We start from the raw sequence: 19850 nt of genomic DNA, 5'->3' as shown, positions 1-19850 counted from the left end.
GATCATCAAGATGGCCGCTGTTTGCGAAATGTGTCTTGAACACTAAACGCCAACGACTGAGTTGTCGCGGGCAAATCTCCCACACAGGGCAAAAGCAGAGGCGGGCTACAAATGCGAAGGAAAAGACCTACACAATCGCCTCCAGCGCAAAATCAATCCAAAAAAAAGCCCGCTGTTTTCACAGCGGGCTTTCGGGTGTCGCCATTCAGCGCTTAGTGATGCTCGCGGGTCGCGCGGAATTTCACGTCCGGCCAGCGCTCTTCCATCAGTGCCAGGTTGACCCGCGTAGGCGCGAGGTAGGTCAGGTGACCGCCGCCGTCCAGTGCCAGGTTTTCCACAGCCTTGTTGGAGAATTCCTCAAGCTTCTTCTTGTCGCTGCATTCGATCCAGCGCGCGGAATAAACAGTGATCGGCTCGTAGGAGCATTCGACCTTGTATTCCTCTTTCAAACGGCTGGCGACCACATCGAACTGCAGCACGCCAACGGCGCCGAGGATGATGTCGTTACTGCGTTCCGGGAAGAACACCTGGGTCGCGCCTTCTTCGGCCAACTGCTGCAAGCCCTGGCGCAGTTGCTTGGATTTCAGCGGATCCTTCAGGCGCACGCGGCGGAACAGTTCCGGGGCGAAGTGCGGGATGCCGGTGAAGCCCAGGACTTCGCCTTCGCTGAAGGTGTCGCCGATCTGGATGGTGCCGTGGTTGTGCAGGCCGATGATGTCGCCGGCAAACGCCTCTTCCAGTTGCTCACGCTCGGAAGAGAAGAAGGTCAGCGCGTCGCCGATCCGCACGTCCTTACCGGTACGCACATGGCGCATCTTCATGCCTTTTTCGTACTTGCCGGAGCAGATACGCATGAAGGCGATGCGGTCGCGGTGTTTCGGGTCCATGTTCGCCTGGATCTTGAAGATGAAGCCCGAGAACTTCTCTTCCACCGGCTCCACGGTGCGCTCGTTGGCCACCCGGGCCAGCGGGCGCGGAGCCCAATCAACCACGGCGTCGAGGACATGGTCGACACCGAAGTTGCCCAGTGCCGTACCGAAGAACACCGGGGTCAACTGGCCGTCGAGGAATTCCTGCTGGTTGAACTCGTGGCAGGCGCCCTGCACCAGTTCAAGCTGTTCGAGGAAACGTTCGTACTCGTCACCCAGGTGCGCACGCGCCTCGTCGGAGTCGAGCTTCTCGATGATCTTGGTTTCGGTGCGCTCATGGCCGTGACCGGCGGTGTACACGATGATGTAGTCGTCGGCGAGGTGATACACGCCTTTGAAGTCACGGTAGCAACCGATCGGCCAGGTGATCGGCGCGGCCTTGATCTTGAGGACGGCTTCGATTTCGTCGAGCAGTTCGATCGGGTCGCGGATATCACGGTCGAGTTTGTTGATGAAGCTGACGATCGGCGTGTCACGCAGACGGCAGACGTCCATCAGGGCGATGGTCCGTGGCTCTACACCTTTACCGCCGTCGAGAACCATCAACGCCGAGTCCACCGCGGTCAGGGTGCGGTAGGTATCTTCGGAGAAGTCTTCGTGGCCCGGAGTGTCGAGCAGGTTGATCATGTGCTCGCGATACGGGAACTGCATGACCGACGTGGTAATGGAAATACCACGCTGCTTTTCCATTTCCATCCAGTCGGAGGTGGCATGGCGGTCGGATTTACGAGATTTCACCGTACCGGCTACCGCGATCGCCTTGCCCATCAGCAAGAGTTTCTCGGTGATGGTGGTCTTACCGGCATCGGGGTGGGAAATAATGGCGAAAGTGCGGCGTTTCGCGACTTCGGCGGCCTGTTTGGTCATGGGAAATCGCCTGGCAGGTGATTCAAAAAAGGGCGGCGAGTATAGCTTAAAAAGTGATCTACGGACCACCGTCCATACACCCCGATCCCCCTGTAGGAGCTGCCGAAGGCTGCGATCTTTTGATCCTGTTTTTAGAAGCAAAGTCAAAAGATCGCAGCCTTCGGCAGCTCCTACAGGGTGGCCAAACAGTGTCTAACGTGGGAACCTTTTAAGGCACGGAGACGTCCACTCCCCTGTTACGACCACTCGTCGGGGGCCTGAAACACCTGCAATTCGGCCTGACGAGGCTGTGCTCATGGCTCGATTGCCGTGCGCCAACCCTCTGTAGGAGCGAGCCCGCTCGCGATGGACGTCAACGATAACGCTGGGTACCTGAATGTACGCGTTGTCTGGACGTTTTTCGCAAGCAATCTCGCTCCTGCAGTGGAACGCGCTCGGCATGAGCTGCTTCTCGCGATCATTTTTTCGGCAGCCAAGCAAGGCATTGCCACACGAAAATGTGTTCGCCGACTGAAAAAAGGAGTCCGCCTGTGGCTATCCGCTATGGCAAAGGGCTGATGGGAGGCGCGTTGGTAATCGCCCTTCTGGCCCTGCTGATCCAATGGATCGGCATCAACACGATCGAACACTACCGCGACGATTTGCTGTTTTACCTGCAAGCTCATCTGATTCTCGTCCTCGCTTCCATGCTCGCCGCCCTTGTCGTGGGCCTCCCCGCCGGTATCTTACTCAGCCGCCCGTCCATGGTCGGTCGCGCTGAACGCTTCATGCAGTTCTTCAACATTGGCAACACCGTTCCGCCTCTGGCCGTCCTGGCCATTGCCCTGGGCATCCTCGGCATCGGCAGCGGCCCGGCCATCTTCGCCCTGTTCCTCGCCTCCTTGCTGCCCATCGTGCGCAACACTTATGAGGGCCTGAAAAACGTTCAGGGCTCGCTCAAGGAAGCCGCCGTCGGCATCGGCATGACCCCGCGCCAGGTATTGTGGAGAGTCGAACTGCCGAACGCCGTGCCGATCATCATCGGTGGCGTGCGCGTGGCGTTGGCGATCAATGTCGGGACTGCTCCGCTGGCGTTCCTGATCGGCGCCAACAGTCTTGGCAGCCTGATATTCCCCGGCATTGCCCTGAACAATCAGTCGCAGTTGCTGCTCGGTGCCGCATGCACCGCGTTGCTGGCCCTATTGCTGGACGGCATGGTCACACTTGGCAGTCGCCTCTGGCTCGAACGCGGCCTGCGCCCGTCTTAAGCCTCGGCAAAGGAACTCTCATGAAGACAACAAGCTTTTTACTAGGCTGCGTTCTGCTGTGCGCAGGATTTGCCCAGGCCGCAGAAAAACCGTTGATCCGCATCGGCGCCCGGGTGTTCACCGAACAGACCCTGCTGGCGGAAATCACCGCGCAATACCTGCGTGCCAAGGGTTACGACGTGCAAGTGACCGGCGGTCTCGGCAGCAACCTCGCCCGCAGCGCCCACGAAAGCGGTCAACTGGACATGCTCTGGGAATACACCGGTGTGTCGCTGGTGGCCTACAACCATGTCACCGAAAAACTCGACAGCGAACAGTCCTACGCGCGGGTGAGAGAACTCGACGCACAAAAAGGCCTGGTCTGGCTCACTCCGTCGAAATTCAGCAACACCTACGCCCTTGCCCTGCCGAAAAATGTCGCTGACCAATACCCGCAGATCAACACCATCAGTGAGCTGAACAAGGTGCTGCACCAGGAGGCCAAGACCAACAATCTGGTGGCACTGGATACCGAGTTCGCCAACCGCTCGGACGGGCTCGAGGGCATGGTACAGCTGTACGACATGAACCTGACCCGCAAAAACATCCGGCAGATGGACGCCGGCCTCGTCTACACCGCGCTGCGCAATGGCCAGGTGTTTGCCGGCCTGGTCTACACCACTGACGGCCGCCTGAATGCCTTCAAGCTGAAATTGCTGGAAGACGACAAGCATTACTTCCCCGACTACACCGCCGCACCGGTGGTGCGTCAGGCCTGCCTTGACGCGCATCCGCAACTGGCCGCACAGCTCATGCCACTGGCGGAACTGTTCGACGACAACACCATGCGCGAGCTCAACGCGCGGGTGGATGTCGATCACCAGAGTCCTTCAGCCGTGGCCGCCGATTTCCTGCGCCAGCATCCATTGAACTGAGAAGGAGAAGTCATGGAATTCTTGAACGCCTTTTCCCATCTCGACTGGCAACAGGTGATGCATCTGACCGGGCAACACATCACCCTGGTCGGCATCGCCGTGACCCTGGCAATTCTGGTCGGCGTGCCACTGGGCATCCTAATGACGCGTTTCCCGAGCCTCGCCGGGCCTTTGCAGGCCAGTGCCACGGTGCTGCTGACGGTGCCGTCGATTGCCCTGTTCGGCCTGTTGTTGCCCTTCTACTCCAAATTCGGCCAGGGCCTCGGCCCGATGCCGGCGATCACCGCAGTGTTTCTCTATTCACTGCTGCCGATCATGCGTAACACCTACCTGGCCCTGACCAGCGTCGAGCCGGGCATCCGCGAAGCGGCGCGCGGCATCGGCATGACGTTCGGCCAGCGCCTGCGCATGGTTGAGCTGCCCATCGCCGTGCCGGTGATCCTTGCCGGCGTACGCACCGCCGTGGTCATGAACATCGGCGTCATGACCATCGCCGCCACCATCGGTGCCGGTGGCCTCGGTGTACTCATCCTCGCTTCCATCAGCCGCAGCGACATGTCGATGCTGATCGTCGGTGCCGTGCTGGTCAGTGTGCTGGCGATCATCGCCGACCTGATCCTGCAGGTACTGCAACGCTCGCTGACTCCAAAAGGACTGCTCAAATGATCGAACTTCAAAACCTCAGCAAGACCTTCCAAAGCAACGGCAAGGATGTGAAAGCCGTGGACTCGGTGAGCCTGACCGTCAATGAAGGCGAAATCTGCGTGTTCCTCGGACCATCGGGTTGCGGCAAAAGCACCACGCTGAAAATGATCAACCGCCTGATCAAACCCACCTCGGGCAAGATCCTGATCAACGGCGAAGACACCACCGGCCTCGACGAAGTGACGCTGCGCCGCAACATCGGTTACGTGATCCAGCAGATCGGCCTGTTCCCGAACATGACCATCGAAGAGAACATCGTGGTCGTACCGAAACTGCTCGGTTGGGACAAACAGAAATGCCACGACCGCGCCCGCGAGCTGATGAGCATGATCAAGCTCGAGCCCAAGCAGTACTTGCATCGCTATCCACGGGAGTTGTCCGGCGGCCAGCAACAACGGATTGGCGTGATTCGCGCCCTGGCGGCAGATGCGCCATTGCTGTTGATGGACGAACCATTCGGCGCGGTCGACCCGATCAACCGCGAGATGATCCAGAACGAATTCTTCGAGATGCAACGGGCGCTGAACAAGACCGTGATCATGGTCAGCCATGACATCGACGAGGCGATCAAGCTCGGCGACAAGATCGCGATCTTCCGCGCCGGCAAGCTTTTGCAGATCGATCACCCGGACACCTTGCTCGCGCACCCGGCAGATGAGTTTGTCAGCAACTTCGTCGGCCAGGACAGCACGCTCAAGCGCCTGCTGCTGGTGAAAGCCGAAGACGCGGCGGACAACGCGCCCTCCGTCAGCCCGCAAACCCCGGTGGCCGAGGCGCTGGAATTGATGGACGAGCATGACCGTCGCTACGTGGTGGTGACCTGCACAGAGAACAAGGCCCTGGGTTACGTAAGACGTCGCGACTTGCACCGTCAGACCGGCACCTGCGCGCAATACCAACGCGAGTTCAACGCCACGGCGGCGTACGACGAACATTTGCGCATCCTGCTGTCGCGCATGTACGAGTTCAATCGTTCGTGGTTGCCGGTGATGGATGCCGAGCGGGTGTTTTTGGGTGAGGTGACGCAGGAGTCGATTGCGGCCTACCTGAGTTCGGGACGTTCGCGGGGGATGAAAACCAATATTGTCTCGCCGGCCGAGGCGGTTGTCGCCTGACAGCTCACATTACCGGGTAAAAATACAAAACCTGTGGGAGCGAGCTTGCTCGCGATGGCGCCATTTCAGGCAACTACGATGCCGGCTGTGAAAATGTCATCGCGAGCAAGCTCGCTCCCACAGGTTCTTTGCGATTTTCCAGTGATTCGCAGGCCGGAAAAAAATATCAACAGTAGCGTCTGCAATAGCTATCTGGAAACACGCTCCGGAATAGTCAAATCCCCTCTCAGCCTACCTTTTCGCCGCCAACGTCGCCCATATTGTCGCCATCGTACTTCCTAGTGACTTAGCGTACAAAAGCATCGAACGTGCAGGTATTTTTAACACTTCGCAATTCTTCGGGAACATTCGACTGTCATCTGAGTCGGTTACAAAGAGTGATGCCCGCAACGCGCGTCAGAAGAGTGCAAAAACGCGACATTTTTTGTTGATCTCAAGCCCCTCACGCCCTAAAGTTCGCGCCGAACGTCCATGCTGGAAACGATCCATCCGGCTCAAGTACTGACGACGAGACAGCAAGGCCAAGGGAAAGCTGCACTTCCCATGGCCTTTTTGCTTTCGGCGACATGCCTTGGGAAGTAGGCGAACCAAAGTGGGGATACGGAGGACGTTCATTTGCACCCATTGATTACTAACGTTTGCCAGTAGGAGCTCCCAGGTATGTCGATCCAGGTCGAAGACTATTTCGCGCGTGAAACCTTTCAGAAAATGAAGGCATTCGCCGACAAACAGGAAACCCCGTTCGTGGTGATCGACACCGCGATGATCGCCCAGGCCTACGACGACCTGCGCGCCGGTTTCGAATTCGCCAAGGTCTACTACGCGGTCAAGGCCAACCCTGCCGTCGAAATCATTGACCTGCTCAAAGAGAAAGGCTCGAGCTTCGACATCGCCTCGATCTATGAGTTGGACAAAGTGCTGGGCCGTGGCGTCAGCGCCGACCACATCAGCTACGGCAACACCATCAAGAAATCCAAGGATATCCGCTACTTCTACGACAAGGGCGTGCGCCTGTTTGCCACCGACTCCGAAGCCGATCTGCGCAACATCGCCAAGGCCGCCCCGGGTTCGAAAGTCTACGTGCGTATCCTGACCGAAGGCTCGACCACCGCCGACTGGCCGTTGTCGCGCAAATTCGGCTGCCAGACCGACATGGCCATGGACCTGTTGATCCTCGCTCGTGACCTGGGCCTGGTGCCTTACGGCATCTCGTTCCACGTCGGCTCGCAGCAGCGCGACATCAGCGTCTGGGACGCGGCGATCGCCAAGGTCAAAGTGATCTTCGAGCGCCTGAAAGAAGAAGACGGCATCCAACTGAAGCTGATCAACATGGGCGGCGGCTTCCCGGCCAACTACATCACCCGCACCAACAGCCTGGAAACCTACGCGGAAGAAATCATCCGCTTTCTCAAGGAAGACTTCGGTGATGACCTGCCGGAAATCATCCTGGAACCGGGTCGTTCGCTCATCGCCAACGCCGGCATCCTGGTCAGCGAAGTGGTGCTGGTCGCACGCAAATCCCGCACCGCGGTAGAGCGTTGGGTGTACACGGACGTGGGCAAGTTCTCCGGCCTGATCGAAACCATGGACGAAGCCATCAAGTTCCCGATCTGGACCGAGAAGAAAGGCGAGATGGAAGAAGTGGTCATCGCCGGCCCTACCTGCGACAGCGCCGACATCATGTACGAAAACTACAAGTACGGCCTGCCGCTGAACCTGGCCATCGGTGATCGCCTGTACTGGCTGTCGACCGGTGCGTACACCACCAGTTACAGCGCTGTTGAGTTCAATGGTTTCCCGCCGCTGAAATCGTTCTACGTTTAAGCATCGCGCTTGAAGCCAGATAAAACCCGTGACTGTTCACGGGTTTTTTTATGCTGGCTAATCGCACAGATGCTCTTTAAACGAACTTGCGTGACATCACCAACAGTTGATCGGACATGTCGCTGACCTCCAGAAGTGGACCTTCGGCCATTGTCAGTAGCGCATTGGATCGCGCCCATGTGGACCGAGGATGGTTGCTTGTCAACTTGCACTGGGATAACGCCAACAGGTACTGGTACCGATAGCAAAAGTCGGTGAGGTTATCCACCGCACTGGCTGCATTCGTCCGCATGTTGTTCAATCGGACCAGGTAATGGCGCGCATTCTGTTTCCTTTCTTCTTGGGAGTAATACCGATTGGGGTCATGTTCCATGCCGGGCAAGTCGATTTTTCCAACCGCATAGTAGGACTCGATCTTGGTGATCGGCTCATGGCAACTGCACAGATGGATAGACAACGACTCAATGAACCGCACAAAAATATTGTGCAGCGTGGTGCCAATTGAAATCACGGCCTGCTTAAAGGCCTGGATGACCGCTTCAGATTGCGCCAGCCGCCGCCCGACTTCAAACATTAGATCACCCACATCACCAGGCATACCCGCGCCCCACCCTGGCGACTTCGCCAGGGTGAACTTCATAGGATCAATATCGGCGATCTTTAATCGCAACCCCTGTTCGCCCTGGGTCAATACGCGAAACTCATCAATAAACAAGCGAGCATCAGCTATAGAGTGGCGACAGGCATGACCCAGCATAGGGACAGAAGTTTTTATCGCCTGCCAGGCAAGGTTATTGGCCTCCCCGGCTTTTATCAGCAGCAGTGCGTCAGGAGGAAGTAGCATCTTGTGTCCTGAGCGCGCAATGAGCTCCGTGTATTTCTTTATCTCTTCCAACGCCGGCGAAAGACTGCCCAGGAAGCCGATATAGTTCTTGAGAGAGTCAAAACCATCCTCATCCAACAAATAATTCTGCATACGGTGTACGCCTCTACAACGAAGTGAACGCAGGATACCAGCAGTCTCTATGCACCGCCTGGCATCCTTTTTTTTGTCAAAAAAATCATGCGCCCCTTATGACTCACAAATTAGGGCGTGAAATCGGTAGTAGGTAGGCAATAAACGCCTCGATTTCAATCAGGATCTTATCAACCTCAGCCTCGCTGTAACTTCCAACACTCGCCACCTTCGACATGAACAGGGAGAACGCCTCAATGACCTTTTTATATACTGGCTTGATCAACAAGTGCTGCTCATCAAGACCGTGAACAACGTCGATGAACTCTTGTTTTTTACCTGCCACACGAACAATTTCCTCCTGCTCGACAATTTTCGAACGCAGGGCAGCAACCGTCTCTCGCAACTCTCTGCTTCGGTCCAACATGAACAAAAACGAAATATTCTTAATGACCCCTTCCACTGCTTTTTTCAGTTGCTCGATAGCCAACAATACCAACTGAGCTTCGACAGGGGCAAGGCGCATCTCATTGACTTTATCAATGGTCAAACTGACTTCCTTGCCAATCTCTTCGATACCCGCCTTCTCGATGATTTGAATGGCTTCCTGGATCAGCGTCTGATCCTTAAGAGTTTTTTCCAGTTGTCCATCCAACGTAGACTTGACTGCCTGTGCAGATTTAATATCGACCGCCAACTTCGTATGAATATCAGTGGTCACCCGGCGATCAAAAATATAATCAATGCGGCCATAACTCCTGGAGAGGGAGGACAGCTCCTGCGCAACGGACTCATGCACATCACGCAACAGTTGCGTACCATCGGCGACTATTTCCTCAATGGTTTCTTCATCGCCCGCACCATTGACTTCTCGTGCCAGTTCTTTTTTTACCTGCGCCAACTGAGTGCGAATACTCTCAAGTCGCCGCTTGCTCCCGACTGCCGACTCTTGTAATACCCGAGAACTGTCGAACACATTGTCAATTAACCGCTCAAACTGGGCATTGACTTCAGGTAAATACTGATACAGCTCGGACAGTACTGTCGCCCTGGAGAAATCAATGCGCATCTGTTTTTTTGCGTTGGATAACAGCAAAATATCCAGCGTTGCGTAGCCTTGAACCTCTTCCGACTCACCACTTCGAAACGCCAAGATTTTCGCCACGCCACCCACTCCTTGAGATTGATATTCTTTATCTGCCTCAGCAAAAATTCGCACCAATTCACCCGCATCGGCTTCTACCTTTACCCACGACTCAACGACCCGAGCAAATGTTGTCATAAACTTATAAAGCTTTAACCCATCATTAATTTTTGCCATTTCCTCAACAGACTGGCTGACATAGTAATCAATCACATTCCAGACATGGCGCAGGTTGTTAGTCGCCACTTCCGCATTGAGCGAGGCCACCTTACAGTTCTGTAGGTCCTGCTCCACTCGCTTCAAAGATCCCAGCGTAATATTTTTACTATAGAGGCTGTTGATATCCGCCTCCTGCGCTTTATTCTGCCTATTCCTTTCCGCCCGAACGTTTTCGGCCTCCACTCCCAAGTAGATAGCCATACCAAAACCGATAATATTGAGCGTCGCCGCAGAGGCCAACGATTTTTCTACCAGTGCCTTGTATTCATTATTTAGTTTTTCAATAACCTCCGCGCGCTCTGATATCTTCTTATCGAGCAAGGCAATTTCGTGAGGGTATTTATTGGTACTGATGAACTCCAAACGTTTCTTTATTTCCGGGATAATCGTCTTTTCCAAGGCATTGCCAAACTCATCCAGGTCCAGCTTTATTTTGTTGGTTCTGAGTTGATAAGCATTTATTTCATCGCGAATATCCTTCAAGTAGTCAGCCAAGCCGACCACTGTCTCTTGTTCCAACGCTATACCGGGAAATACACCTTTCCACTCACGCTCAAGCTTTTCTAAATCCCCATAGGTTTTGATACTGTGTTTTTTTATCAACTGTATCGCTTCATCGCTGTCATAAAAACGTGCCATTTCTCGCCCCCAAATACGCATGGAGGCACCAAAGTATTGAAGGTCCGTGCCCGTCAACATGATGCGCTCACGCAAGGGAGTCCAAGTTGATGCATGATTACGAATCAGTTTGAATGTTGATAAAAAGTCATTGGGCGTCAACCCTGTACCGCCATCGTCTTCAGCACCATAACGCAGAAAATCCTTGACGTCTTGCAGACTCGTCGGGAATGAAAAACCGATAGAGACATACCGCTTTAGGCTAACAATCTCTTTCTTTGTCAACAGCAACCCTGGCTCTCGGATCACACCTTCTCCCTGACCGGTTGATACGTCAGCCAGGACTTTTGGAACGTCTACCGCAAGGTCCGATACTTTCTCATAATCCGCACCTTCTAACATGCCATCCCACAGCGCTTCATTACTCATAATTAAATCCATTTAATTAATATTATCCAGCTCGCAGTTCAGTATTGCGACAATGCAAACTGCTAACTCACGAGATTTTCAATATGAATCAACTTACATAACCCCGTCAAAAAAACAACCATTAGAAAATAATAACAACACCAACTTACAAGCACTTTAAAGATCCATAACTCGATCCGCCGTCAACCCTTCAACCAGGCGACATGGCCAGAATTCATATATAATGAAGAACAAATAAAACAACGACAGCCGTACCCAAATTGAACCCAAAGCGGCTTGCGCCGATCAGTTAAGGGGCTAAATCGGTGGGTGCGAGCTTGCTCGCGATGAGGTCAGCACATTCATTATCAATGTTGGCTGATCCGCCGCTATCGCGACGGTATGGCGATCCGACAAGCTCGCTCGCGCATGGGTTTCGCTCAACTGACCGGCATGACCCAAAGCGGCCTGTTTTTTGTACGCAAACGTGCAGTGCGCCTATGAGGTCAACGCCTGTGCCTGCTCAAGGTAGGCCTCGGCCAACGCGAGCAAGCCGACATGCCGCAAGGTTTGGGCTGCCTTGCGCAAGAACTTGGCATTGCCGCCTGTCAATGCCCTGTGCAACCAGACCAGCGCCTGGTCCGACTGCCCTTGCTCAAATAAGCAGGCGCCATAACTGAACTGGCCGCGAAAGTCCCCGCCTTCAGCCGAACGCCGATACCATTCAAGCGCACCTTTTGGGTCAGCCGGGCAGTACCGACCTTCTTCCAAATACCGGCCCAGCAGGTTCATCGACTTGGCATGGCCCAAGTGCGCGGCACGGTGATAACACGCCAGTGCCTGCGTGTGGTCTTCTATCACCCCGCGTCCGGTGGCGAGCAGGTTGGCGTAGTTGTACAAGCCCCAGTCCAGCCCACCGCCAGCAGCCTGGCGGTAATGCCGTGCCGCGGCAGTGGCATCGGACACACAACCCCAGCCGTGTTCATGGCAACGACCGAGCATGTTGTGCGCCATCAGGTGCCCGCCGTTGGCGGCGATCTGGAACCAGCGCAAGGCGAGCGCCTCGTCCTTCGCGATGCCCTGCCCTTGCAGCAGGATCTGCCCCAGCAATGCCTGGCCGTCGAGGTTGCCAGCTTTGGCTGCCAGCAGAATCGCTTGGGCCGCACGTGCGGGGCTTTCGGCAAGCATGGCGCGCAGTTGCTCGCCGCTGAGGATTTCTTCGCGACGCAGTCGAAAGTTCACCGCCTAGACCTCGACCCAGCGACGCAACAGATTGTGATAGGTGCCGGTCAGGCGGATCAGCGATGGATGATCAGGGACATCGCGGGTCAGTTGCTGGATGGCCCCGTCCATCTCGAACAACAGGGCGCGCTGGCTGTCTTCACGCACCAGGCTTTGCGTCCAGAAAAACGAGGCGAGTCGCGTTCCGCGTGTCACCGCGTTGACCTTGTGCAGGCTGGTGCCGGGGTACAGCACCATGTCGCCGGCGGGCAGTTTCACTCGCTGGGTGCCGAAGGTGTCCTGGATTTCCAGCTCGCCGCCGTCGTAATCCTCGGGTTCACTGAAGAACAGCGTGGCGGACAGATCCGTACGCACCCGCTCGATGCTGCCTTTGGGCTGACGCACCGCGTTGTCGATATGGAAATCGAAACTGCCGCCGGCGGTGTAACAGTTCACCAACGGAGGAAAGACTTTGTGCGGCAGTGCAGCCGACATGAACAGCGGATTTTTCCACAGCCGCTCCAGCATCGCCGCGCCGATCTCCTTGGCCAACGGATGCCCTTCAGGCAGTTGCAAATTGTGCTTGGCCTTGGCCGACTGGAAGCCGGCGGTGATCTTGCCATCGGCCCAATCAGCCTGTTCCAGAGCCTCGCGAATGCGCTGCACCTCGTCTTTCTCGAACAGGCCTGGAATGTGCAGCAACATGACAAGACACCTGAAAACAAAGGGATGGCAATGGTATTGATTCTTATTGCCAATGTAAAACCCAACAGACGAACGAGACAGCAAAAACCGTAAGGGTAAATTGTAAAGAATGTAAATTCGGCGCGAATAGTAATATTTCGCAATTGATACAAATACGTGTTTACCCTATATTCCGCCGCCTCAAATCCTTGGGGAGGGGAATTCAAATGTCGCGTCAACAACCACAAGTACCGGTCAGTTCACCACGTCTGCTCGCATCGGCCATCGGCATGGCGATTACTGCCGGCTCTGCGGGCCACATGGTTTTCGCGGCAGAAAAAACCGACGGAAAAACACCGGACAATGTGATTTCGCTGGGCGCCACCGCCATCACCGGCGAAGCCCAGGACGAGACAACCTACAACGTAGAGAAAGCCTCCTCGCCCAAGTACACCGCGCCGCTGATCGACACGCCGCGCTCGGTGACCGTTGTTCCGCAACAAGTCTTGAAAGACACCGGTTCGCTCAACCTGCAGGACGCGCTACGCACGGTTCCAGGCATCACCTTCGGTGCCGGTGAAGGCGGCAACCCGCAAGGCGACCGTCCGTTCATCCGTGGCTTCGACGCCCAGGGCGACACCTATCTGGACGGCGTGCGCGATACCGGCTCCCAGAGCCGCGAGATCTTCGCCGTTGAATCGATTGAAGTCAGCAAAGGCCCGAACTCCGCGATCGGCGGCCGCGGCGCAGCGGGCGGCAGCATCAACCTGGTCAGCAAGAAAGCGCACCTGGGCGATTCGCTCGACGGCGGTTTCACCTGGGGTTCCGACCAGACCCAGCGTTATACTTTCGACGGCAACTACCAGTTCACCGACACCGCCGCTGGCCGTCTGAACCTGCTGAGCCACGAGAGCAACGTCGCCGGGCGTGACAGCGTCGACTACGACCGCTGGGGTGTTGCACCGTCCCTGGCCTTCGGCCTGGGTACGGACACTCGTGTCAACCTCGACTACTACCACCTCGAAAGCAACGACACGCCGGATTCGGGCATTCCGTATTCGATCCCGGCCGGTGGCTCGGCTGCGCGTACCAAAGCCAATCCGGACAAGCCGAATGACGGCGGCGACAGCAGCAACTTCTATGGCCTGAACGACCGCGACTTCCGCAAGACCCGTGTCGATACGGCGACCTTCGCCATCGAGCACGACCTGAGCGACGCGCTGACCATCAAGAACACCCTGCGTCACGGCACCAGCATGCAGGATTACATCCTGACCCAGCCGGATGACAGTAAAGGCAACGTCAACAATGGCAGCGTCTGGCGCCGCGCTAACACCCGCGTGAGCAACACCGAAACCACCACCAACCAGACCGACCTGTTTGGTGATGTCTACATCGCCGGGTTCAAGAACAGCTTCTCCACCGGTGTCGAGTACACCCATGAGGAAAACGAAAAATCCTCGTACAACGTCAACACCGACACCACCCCGGGAACAGCCGCAGCGACCACTAACTGCTCGCCGGCACTGATCGGCGCGCCAAGCGGCTACAACTGCACCTCGCTGTCCAATCCGAACCCGAATGACCCGTGGAACGGTGCCATCTCGCGTAACTACGCCGGTACCGACACCAAGGCCAACACCTACGCACTGTATGTGTTCGACACCCTGACGTTGTCCGAGCAATGGCTGGTGAACATGGGCCTGCGCTACGACCATTTCGACACCAGCTACAAAACCTTCAACGGTTCCAGCGTGACCACGTCCAAGGGCGATGACACCAGCGAATTCGTCACCGGTCAGTTCGGCGTGGTGTACAAACCAGCGGAAAACGGCAGCATCTATGCGTCCTACGCGACGTCCGCCACGCCACCGGGTAACACCCTGGGCGAAGGTTCGGAAGGCAACCCGTTAGGTGGCACGCCGGATCGCAACGGCAACCTGCTGAAAAGCGACATGGAGCCGGAAACCACCAAGAACTACGAAATCGGTACCAAGTGGGACCTGTTGAACGATCGCCTGTCCGTGACCGCCGATATCTTCCGCACCGAGAAAGACAACGCTCGTGTGCAGACCAACACCACCACTTATGAGAACGCCGGCAAAACCCGCGTTCAAGGTATCGAACTGTCGGCCAGCGGCAAGCTCACCGACAAATGGCAAGTGTTCGCCGGGTACGCCTACATGGACAGCGAGCAAGTCGATGGCGGCGACCTGCCAGCCAACAAAGCCAACGATGGCAACGAACTGCCTAACACGCCGAAAAACAGCGCCAGCCTGTGGACGACCTATCAGGTCACGCCGAGGCTGACCATCGGCGGCGGTGCGTTCTATGTCGATGACGTGTTCGGCAACGTAGCCAACACCACCATGGTTGACTCCTACGTTCGTTACGACGCAATGGCAGCCTACAAGCTGAGCAAAAACGTCGACCTGCAACTGAACGTGCAGAACCTGACCGATGAAACCTACTACGACAAGGCGTTCTCGACTCACTTCGCCAACCAGGCGGCCGGTCGCACCGCTTTGCTGAGCACCAACTTCCACTTCTGATGGAAATTTGACTACGCAACCTCTTCTGTAGGAGCGAGCTCGCTCGCGATGGTCGTCAACGATGACGCGGTTAGCCTGAAACCCCACGTCGTTCTTGAGTTCAGCGCGAGCAAGCTCGCTCCTACAGAGGTCGGTGTTGGCGCAAGCCCCGTTCATCCAGGTGAACGGGGCCTTTGTGCGTAAAAAAGAATGCTTCTCGACAACCCCACGGCATAATGCGCGCCGTGCTGAATCAATTTGAACGAACAAGGCGAGCGACGTGTTGAAGAAAACCCTGTTCCAGTTGCACTGGTTTTTCGGCATCAGCGCCGGGCTGGTCCTGGCCCTGATGGGCATCACCGGGGCGATGGTGTCGTTTCAGGATGAAATCCTGAACGTGCTCAACCCTTCTGTGTTGCAGGTCGAAAAACAGGTCGCCGGTGTGCTGCCGCCTGCCGAACTGGTGGAGCACATCGAAGCCGCGTCGGGCAAAAAAGTCTCGATGCTCACCGTGGAAACCGACAGCGGCAACGCCGCCAAAGTGTGGTTCACTCCGCCGCCGGGTGAACGCCGTGGCAAGATGCGCTACTTCGATCCGTACACTGCAGAGTTCCTCGGCGACGCCGCCGGCCAGGATTTCTTCGGCCTGATGCTGCAACTGCACCGCTTCCTCGCCATGGGCGACACGGGTCGGCAGATCACCGGCGCGTGCACGTTGATCCTGGTGTTCTTCTGCCTGTCCGGCCTGTACCTGCGCTGGCCGCGCCAGTGGAGGAGCTGGCGCGCCTGGCTGACCCTGGACTGGAAGAAAAAGGGTCGCAGCTTCAACTGGGACTTGCACTCGGTGGCCGGCACCTGGTGCCTGGTGTTTTACCTCCTGGCAGCGCTGACCGGGTTGTCCTGGTCCTACGAGTGGTACAACAAGGGCCTGACCCGGTTGCTCTCCGACTCACCGCAGAACGAACGCGTTCGTGGCGGACGTGGCCCTGCGCCGCAAGGTCCGGCACCGACGGCCGATTACGCGGCGATATGGAGCAGCATCTACAGCGCGGCCGGCCCGCAACTCAGTTCCTATAACGTGCGCATGCCGCCAGTGGCCGGCCAGCCGGCGACCGTTTATTTCCTGCTGAAAACCTCGCCCCACGACCGCGCCCTGAACCAGATCACCCTCGACCCGGCCACCGGCGTGGTCAAACGGGTTGACCGCTACAGCGACAAGAGCCTCAAGGCGCAACTGCTGACCAGCATCTATGCGCTGCACGTCGGCAGTTACTTCGGCATCGTCGGGCGCATCATCCTGACCCTCACTGCGCTTAGCATGCCGCTTTTCTTCGTCACCGGCTGGTTGCTGTACCTGGATCGTCGCCGCAAAAAACGCCAGATCAAGGACGCTCGCCAAGGTCTCGTAACACCAGCTGATGACGCGCCGGCCTGGCTGATCGGCTTCGCCAGCCAGAGCGGGTTCGCCGAGCAACTGGCCTGGCAGACCGCCGGGCAATTGCAGGCTGCGGGCCTGCCAGTGAAGGTGCAGCCGCTGGCGGACGTCAGCGAACGGGATTTGCAGGACTCGAATAACGCACTGTTCGTTGTCAGTACGTTCGGTGACGGCGAAGCGCCGGACAGCGCCAGGGGTTTCGAACGCAAGGTACTGGGCCGCACGCCGAGCCTGGAACGCTTGAACTATGCGGTCCTCGGCCTCGGCGACCGGCAATATCAACACTTCTGCGGATTCGCCAAACGCCTGCACACCTGGCTCGGCGAACACGGCGGCACGACCTTGTTCGCCCCGGTGGAAGTGGACAGCGGCGATCCTTACGCCTTGCGCCACTGGCAACAGCAACTGGGCCTGCTGACCGGCCACGCGCCCGTCGACACCTGGCAAGCGCCCAGCTACGACAACTGGACCCTCGCCCGCCGTGAACTGCTGAACCCGGAAAGCAGCGGAACCCCTGTGTACTTGCTGGGCCTCAACGCGCCAACCACCAGCAGTTGGCTGGCCGGTGATCTGGTAGAAGTGTTGCCGCGCAATTGCCCGTGGGCCATCGAGCACTTCCTCGACGGCCTGGGGATTCACGGTGAGACCAAGGTGCAGCTCAACGGCCTGGAGGAAACCCTCGAACAGGCCCTGGCCAGCCGCCAGTTGCCAGAGAATCGCGCCCATCTAGTCGGCCTGCACGCGCAGGCACTGGCAGAGGCCCTCGTGCCGCTAGCCATGCGCGAGTACTCCATTGCATCGATCCCGGCCGATGGCGTGCTGGAACTGATCGTGCGCCAGGAAGTGCATGCCGACGGCAACCTCGGCGTCGGTTCCGGCTGGTTGACCGAACACGCCTCTGTGGGCAGTTCCATCAGCCTGCGCGTGCGGCGCAACAGCGGTTTCCATCTACCGGCCCAACCGGTGCCGATGATCCTGCTGGGCAATGGCACGGGGCTGGCCGGGTTGCGCAGCCTGCTCAAGGCACGGATTGCCGAGGGTCAGCAACGTCACTGGCTGCTGTTTGGCGAGCGCAATCGCGAGCACGATTACCTGTGCCGTGACGAGTTGGAAGAATGGTTGATTGCCGGGGACATCGAACGCCTCGACCTGGCGTTTTCCCGGGACCAGGTCGAAAAGATTTACGTACAGGATCGTCTGCGTGAATCGGCGGCCGAGCTCAAGAAGTGGCTGGCAGACGGTGCGGTCATCTACATCTGCGGCAGCCTTCAAGGCATGGCTTCGGGTGTGGACCAGGTACTCAACGAGGTGCTGGGCGCCGCCGAAGTGGAGCGCCTGATCGAACAGGGCCGCTACCGCCGCGACGTTTACTGACCCCCCCACAGGGGGCTTTGTGTCCAGCGATCAAACCGGCTGCAACTTCTGCTCGAACACCGACACCCCATCCAGATCGCGCAACACCACGCTCAACTCCCCGCTCTGCCCATCGATGTTCACCTCGCCAAAAAACTGAAACCCGGCAAACGGCGAGAGGTTCTGCGCCGGTGGGGCCTTTTCGAACACCGCTTCAGGACCAAAGGTTTTATCCAGCGGATTCGGTCCGTAGCTGCCGGCATTCAAAGGCCCGGCGACGAACTCCCAGAACGGTTCGAAATCCTGAAACGCCGCCCGATCCGGATGGTAATGATGGGCCGCGCAGTAATGCACATCCGCAGTCAGGAACAGGAAATTGCGCACCTGCTGCGCCCGCAGAAAACCGAGCAATTCGGCGATTTCCAGTTCGCGCCCCTGGGCCGGGCCGGGGTCACCGTTGGCCACCGCGTCCCACCGCGTGACACCAGGGCTGACTTCGCCGTCCCCTTCGCCGAGGCCGATAGGCATGTCGGCGGCGATCACTTTCCATTGCGCATTCGAGGCCTGCATTTCGCGCTTGAGCCAGTCCAGTTGCTCACGACCGAGGAATGGCTTGGCCTCGCCCAGATTGTCGTCATTGGCCCCGCGATAACTGCGCATGTCCACCACGAACACATCGAGCATGGGCCCGTAACCGAGCTTGCGATAGATGCGCCCGCCGCCATCGGCGCTCTGCCAGCGCATCGGCGCGTATTCGAGCCAGGCCTGGCGTGCGCGGTCCACCAGGCTGTGGATATCTTTGCTCTGGTAACGCGCACCCAGCTGCTTGCCGGGCGACCAGTTGTCCACCACTTCGTGGTCGTCCCACTGCCAGATCTGCGGGACCTCGGCGTTGAAGCGACGGATGTTTTCGTCCATCAGGTTGTAGCGGTAATTACCACGGAACTCATCGAGGGTCTCGGCGCTTTTGCTCTTGGCCTCGGTGGTGATGTTGCGCCATACCCGGCCGCCTTCTGTGGTGAGCTGCGCCCGGATCGGGATATCGGCGTAAATGACGTCGCCGCTGTGGATAAAGAAGTCCGGCAGCCGCCGGCGCATCGCCTCGTAGATGCGCATGCCGCCAAAGTCCGGGTTGATGCCGAAGCCCTGGCCGGCGGAGTCGCCGCTCCAGACAAAACGGATGTCGCGCCGGGTCTGCGGCACGCTGCGCAAGTGACCGAACCAGGGCTCGCTGGCGACGCCGCTCTGGGCGTCTTCAAACTGCACGCGATAGAAAATCGCCTGGTCGGCAGGCAGCCCGGTGAGCTCGACCCGGGCGGTGAAATCGGTGCGCGCATCGGCTAGGGGCGAGACGAATCGCCGAGGGTTGGGAAACAGGCTGCGGGTGTCCCACTCCACCACCATCCGTGCGGGGCGGTCGCAGCGGCTCCAGATGATCGCCCGGTCGCCCAGCAGGTCGCCGGACTGCACGCCGTCGGTGAGTTGCGGCCGATCCTTGACCGAAGCGATCACCGCCGGCGCCAGCCCCGGCAACAACAGCCCGGCGCCGACCGCTTGCATGATACGACGGCGCCCGAGGTTGAAATCGCTCATGGTGTTCTCCCTGTGACAGAGAAAAGATCGCAGCCTGCGGCAGCTCCTACAGGTGTTCACAATCTGCCCATGTAGGAGCTGCCGAAGG

At 57.7% G+C, this 19850-nt stretch carries 13 protein-coding genes; 7 read left to right on the top strand and 6 right to left on the bottom strand.

Annotation, left to right across the window (positions count from 1 at the left end):
• Positions 1–212: 212 nt before the first annotated feature.
• A complete protein-coding gene (locus tag CD175_RS25540) occupies positions 213–1796 on the bottom strand; it encodes a peptide chain release factor 3 (RefSeq protein ID WP_007973058.1) in 1584 nt (527 codons plus the stop codon).
• A 557-nt stretch (positions 1797–2353) separates the two neighbouring features.
• Here CD175_RS25540 and CD175_RS25530 point away from each other — a divergent pair.
• The 5 genes from CD175_RS25530 to CD175_RS25505 all read left to right on the top strand — a co-directional run bounded on the left by CD175_RS25530 (position 2354) and on the right by CD175_RS25505 (position 7601).
• A complete protein-coding gene (locus tag CD175_RS25530; RefSeq protein WP_205886356.1) occupies positions 2354–3043 on the top strand; it encodes an ABC transporter permease in 690 nt (229 codons plus the stop codon).
• A gap of 20 nt (positions 3044–3063) precedes the next feature.
• Positions 3064–3957, top strand: coding sequence for a glycine betaine ABC transporter substrate-binding protein (locus CD175_RS25525; RefSeq protein WP_104450914.1), 894 nt, complete (start codon positions 3064–3066; stop codon positions 3955–3957).
• Between the two features lie 12 nt (positions 3958–3969).
• Positions 3970–4623, top strand: coding sequence for an ABC transporter permease (locus tag CD175_RS25520; protein WP_104450913.1), 654 nt, complete (start codon positions 3970–3972; stop codon positions 4621–4623).
• The gene (locus CD175_RS25515) at positions 4620–5777 is read left to right on the top strand and encodes an osmoprotectant ABC transporter ATP-binding protein OsmV (RefSeq protein ID WP_104450912.1); all 1158 of its coding nucleotides are present in this window, start codon (positions 4620–4622) and stop codon (positions 5775–5777) included. Before CD175_RS25520 ends, CD175_RS25515 begins: the two co-directional genes overlap by 4 nt.
• A gap of 660 nt (positions 5778–6437) precedes the next feature.
• Entirely contained in the window at positions 6438–7601 is a 1164-nt protein-coding gene (locus CD175_RS25505; protein WP_104450910.1) for a type III PLP-dependent enzyme, read from the top strand.
• A gap of 76 nt (positions 7602–7677) precedes the next feature.
• On the opposite strand, the gene CD175_RS25500 is transcribed toward CD175_RS25505, so the two are convergent.
• From CD175_RS25500 to CD175_RS25485, 4 genes are all read right to left on the bottom strand, one after another.
• A complete protein-coding gene (locus CD175_RS25500) occupies positions 7678–8577 on the bottom strand; it encodes a hypothetical protein (protein WP_104450909.1) in 900 nt (299 codons plus the stop codon).
• A 103-nt stretch (positions 8578–8680) separates the two neighbouring features.
• Positions 8681–10966, bottom strand: coding sequence for an alpha-xenorhabdolysin family binary toxin subunit A (locus CD175_RS25495; protein WP_104450908.1), 2286 nt, complete (start codon positions 10964–10966; stop codon positions 8681–8683).
• Positions 10967–11443: 477 nt separating this feature from the next.
• Positions 11444–12187: a tetratricopeptide repeat protein gene (locus CD175_RS25490; RefSeq protein WP_104450907.1), complete on the bottom strand. Its 744-nt coding sequence runs from the start codon at positions 12185–12187 to the stop codon at positions 11444–11446.
• Positions 12188–12190: 3 nt separating this feature from the next.
• Positions 12191–12871 carry a Fe2+-dependent dioxygenase gene (locus CD175_RS25485; RefSeq protein WP_007973074.1) on the bottom strand — a complete coding sequence of 227 codons (681 nt, stop codon included), beginning with the start codon at positions 12869–12871 and terminating at the stop codon, positions 12191–12193.
• A gap of 206 nt (positions 12872–13077) precedes the next feature.
• Between CD175_RS25485 and CD175_RS25480 the strand changes: the two genes are divergently transcribed.
• On the top strand, positions 13078–15402 hold the full coding sequence (locus CD175_RS25480; protein WP_104450906.1) for a TonB-dependent receptor: 2325 nt from the start codon (positions 13078–13080) through the stop codon (positions 15400–15402).
• A 259-nt stretch (positions 15403–15661) separates the two neighbouring features.
• Positions 15662–18190, top strand: coding sequence for a PepSY domain-containing protein (locus CD175_RS25475; RefSeq protein WP_104450905.1), 2529 nt, complete (start codon positions 15662–15664; stop codon positions 18188–18190).
• Positions 18191–18220: 30 nt separating this feature from the next.
• On the opposite strand, the gene CD175_RS25470 is transcribed toward CD175_RS25475, so the two are convergent.
• Positions 18221–19762 carry an alkaline phosphatase D family protein gene (locus CD175_RS25470; RefSeq protein ID WP_104450904.1) on the bottom strand — a complete coding sequence of 514 codons (1542 nt, stop codon included), beginning with the start codon at positions 19760–19762 and terminating at the stop codon, positions 18221–18223.
• Between the last annotated feature and the right edge of the window lie 88 nt (positions 19763–19850).

It is taken from the genome of Pseudomonas laurylsulfatiphila (assembly GCF_002934665.1).
Taxonomy (GTDB): domain Bacteria; phylum Pseudomonadota; class Gammaproteobacteria; order Pseudomonadales; family Pseudomonadaceae; genus Aquipseudomonas; species Aquipseudomonas laurylsulfatiphila.
Note: the sequence above shows the minus strand (reverse complement) of the source record. Positions and strands in the feature narration are given on the sequence as shown.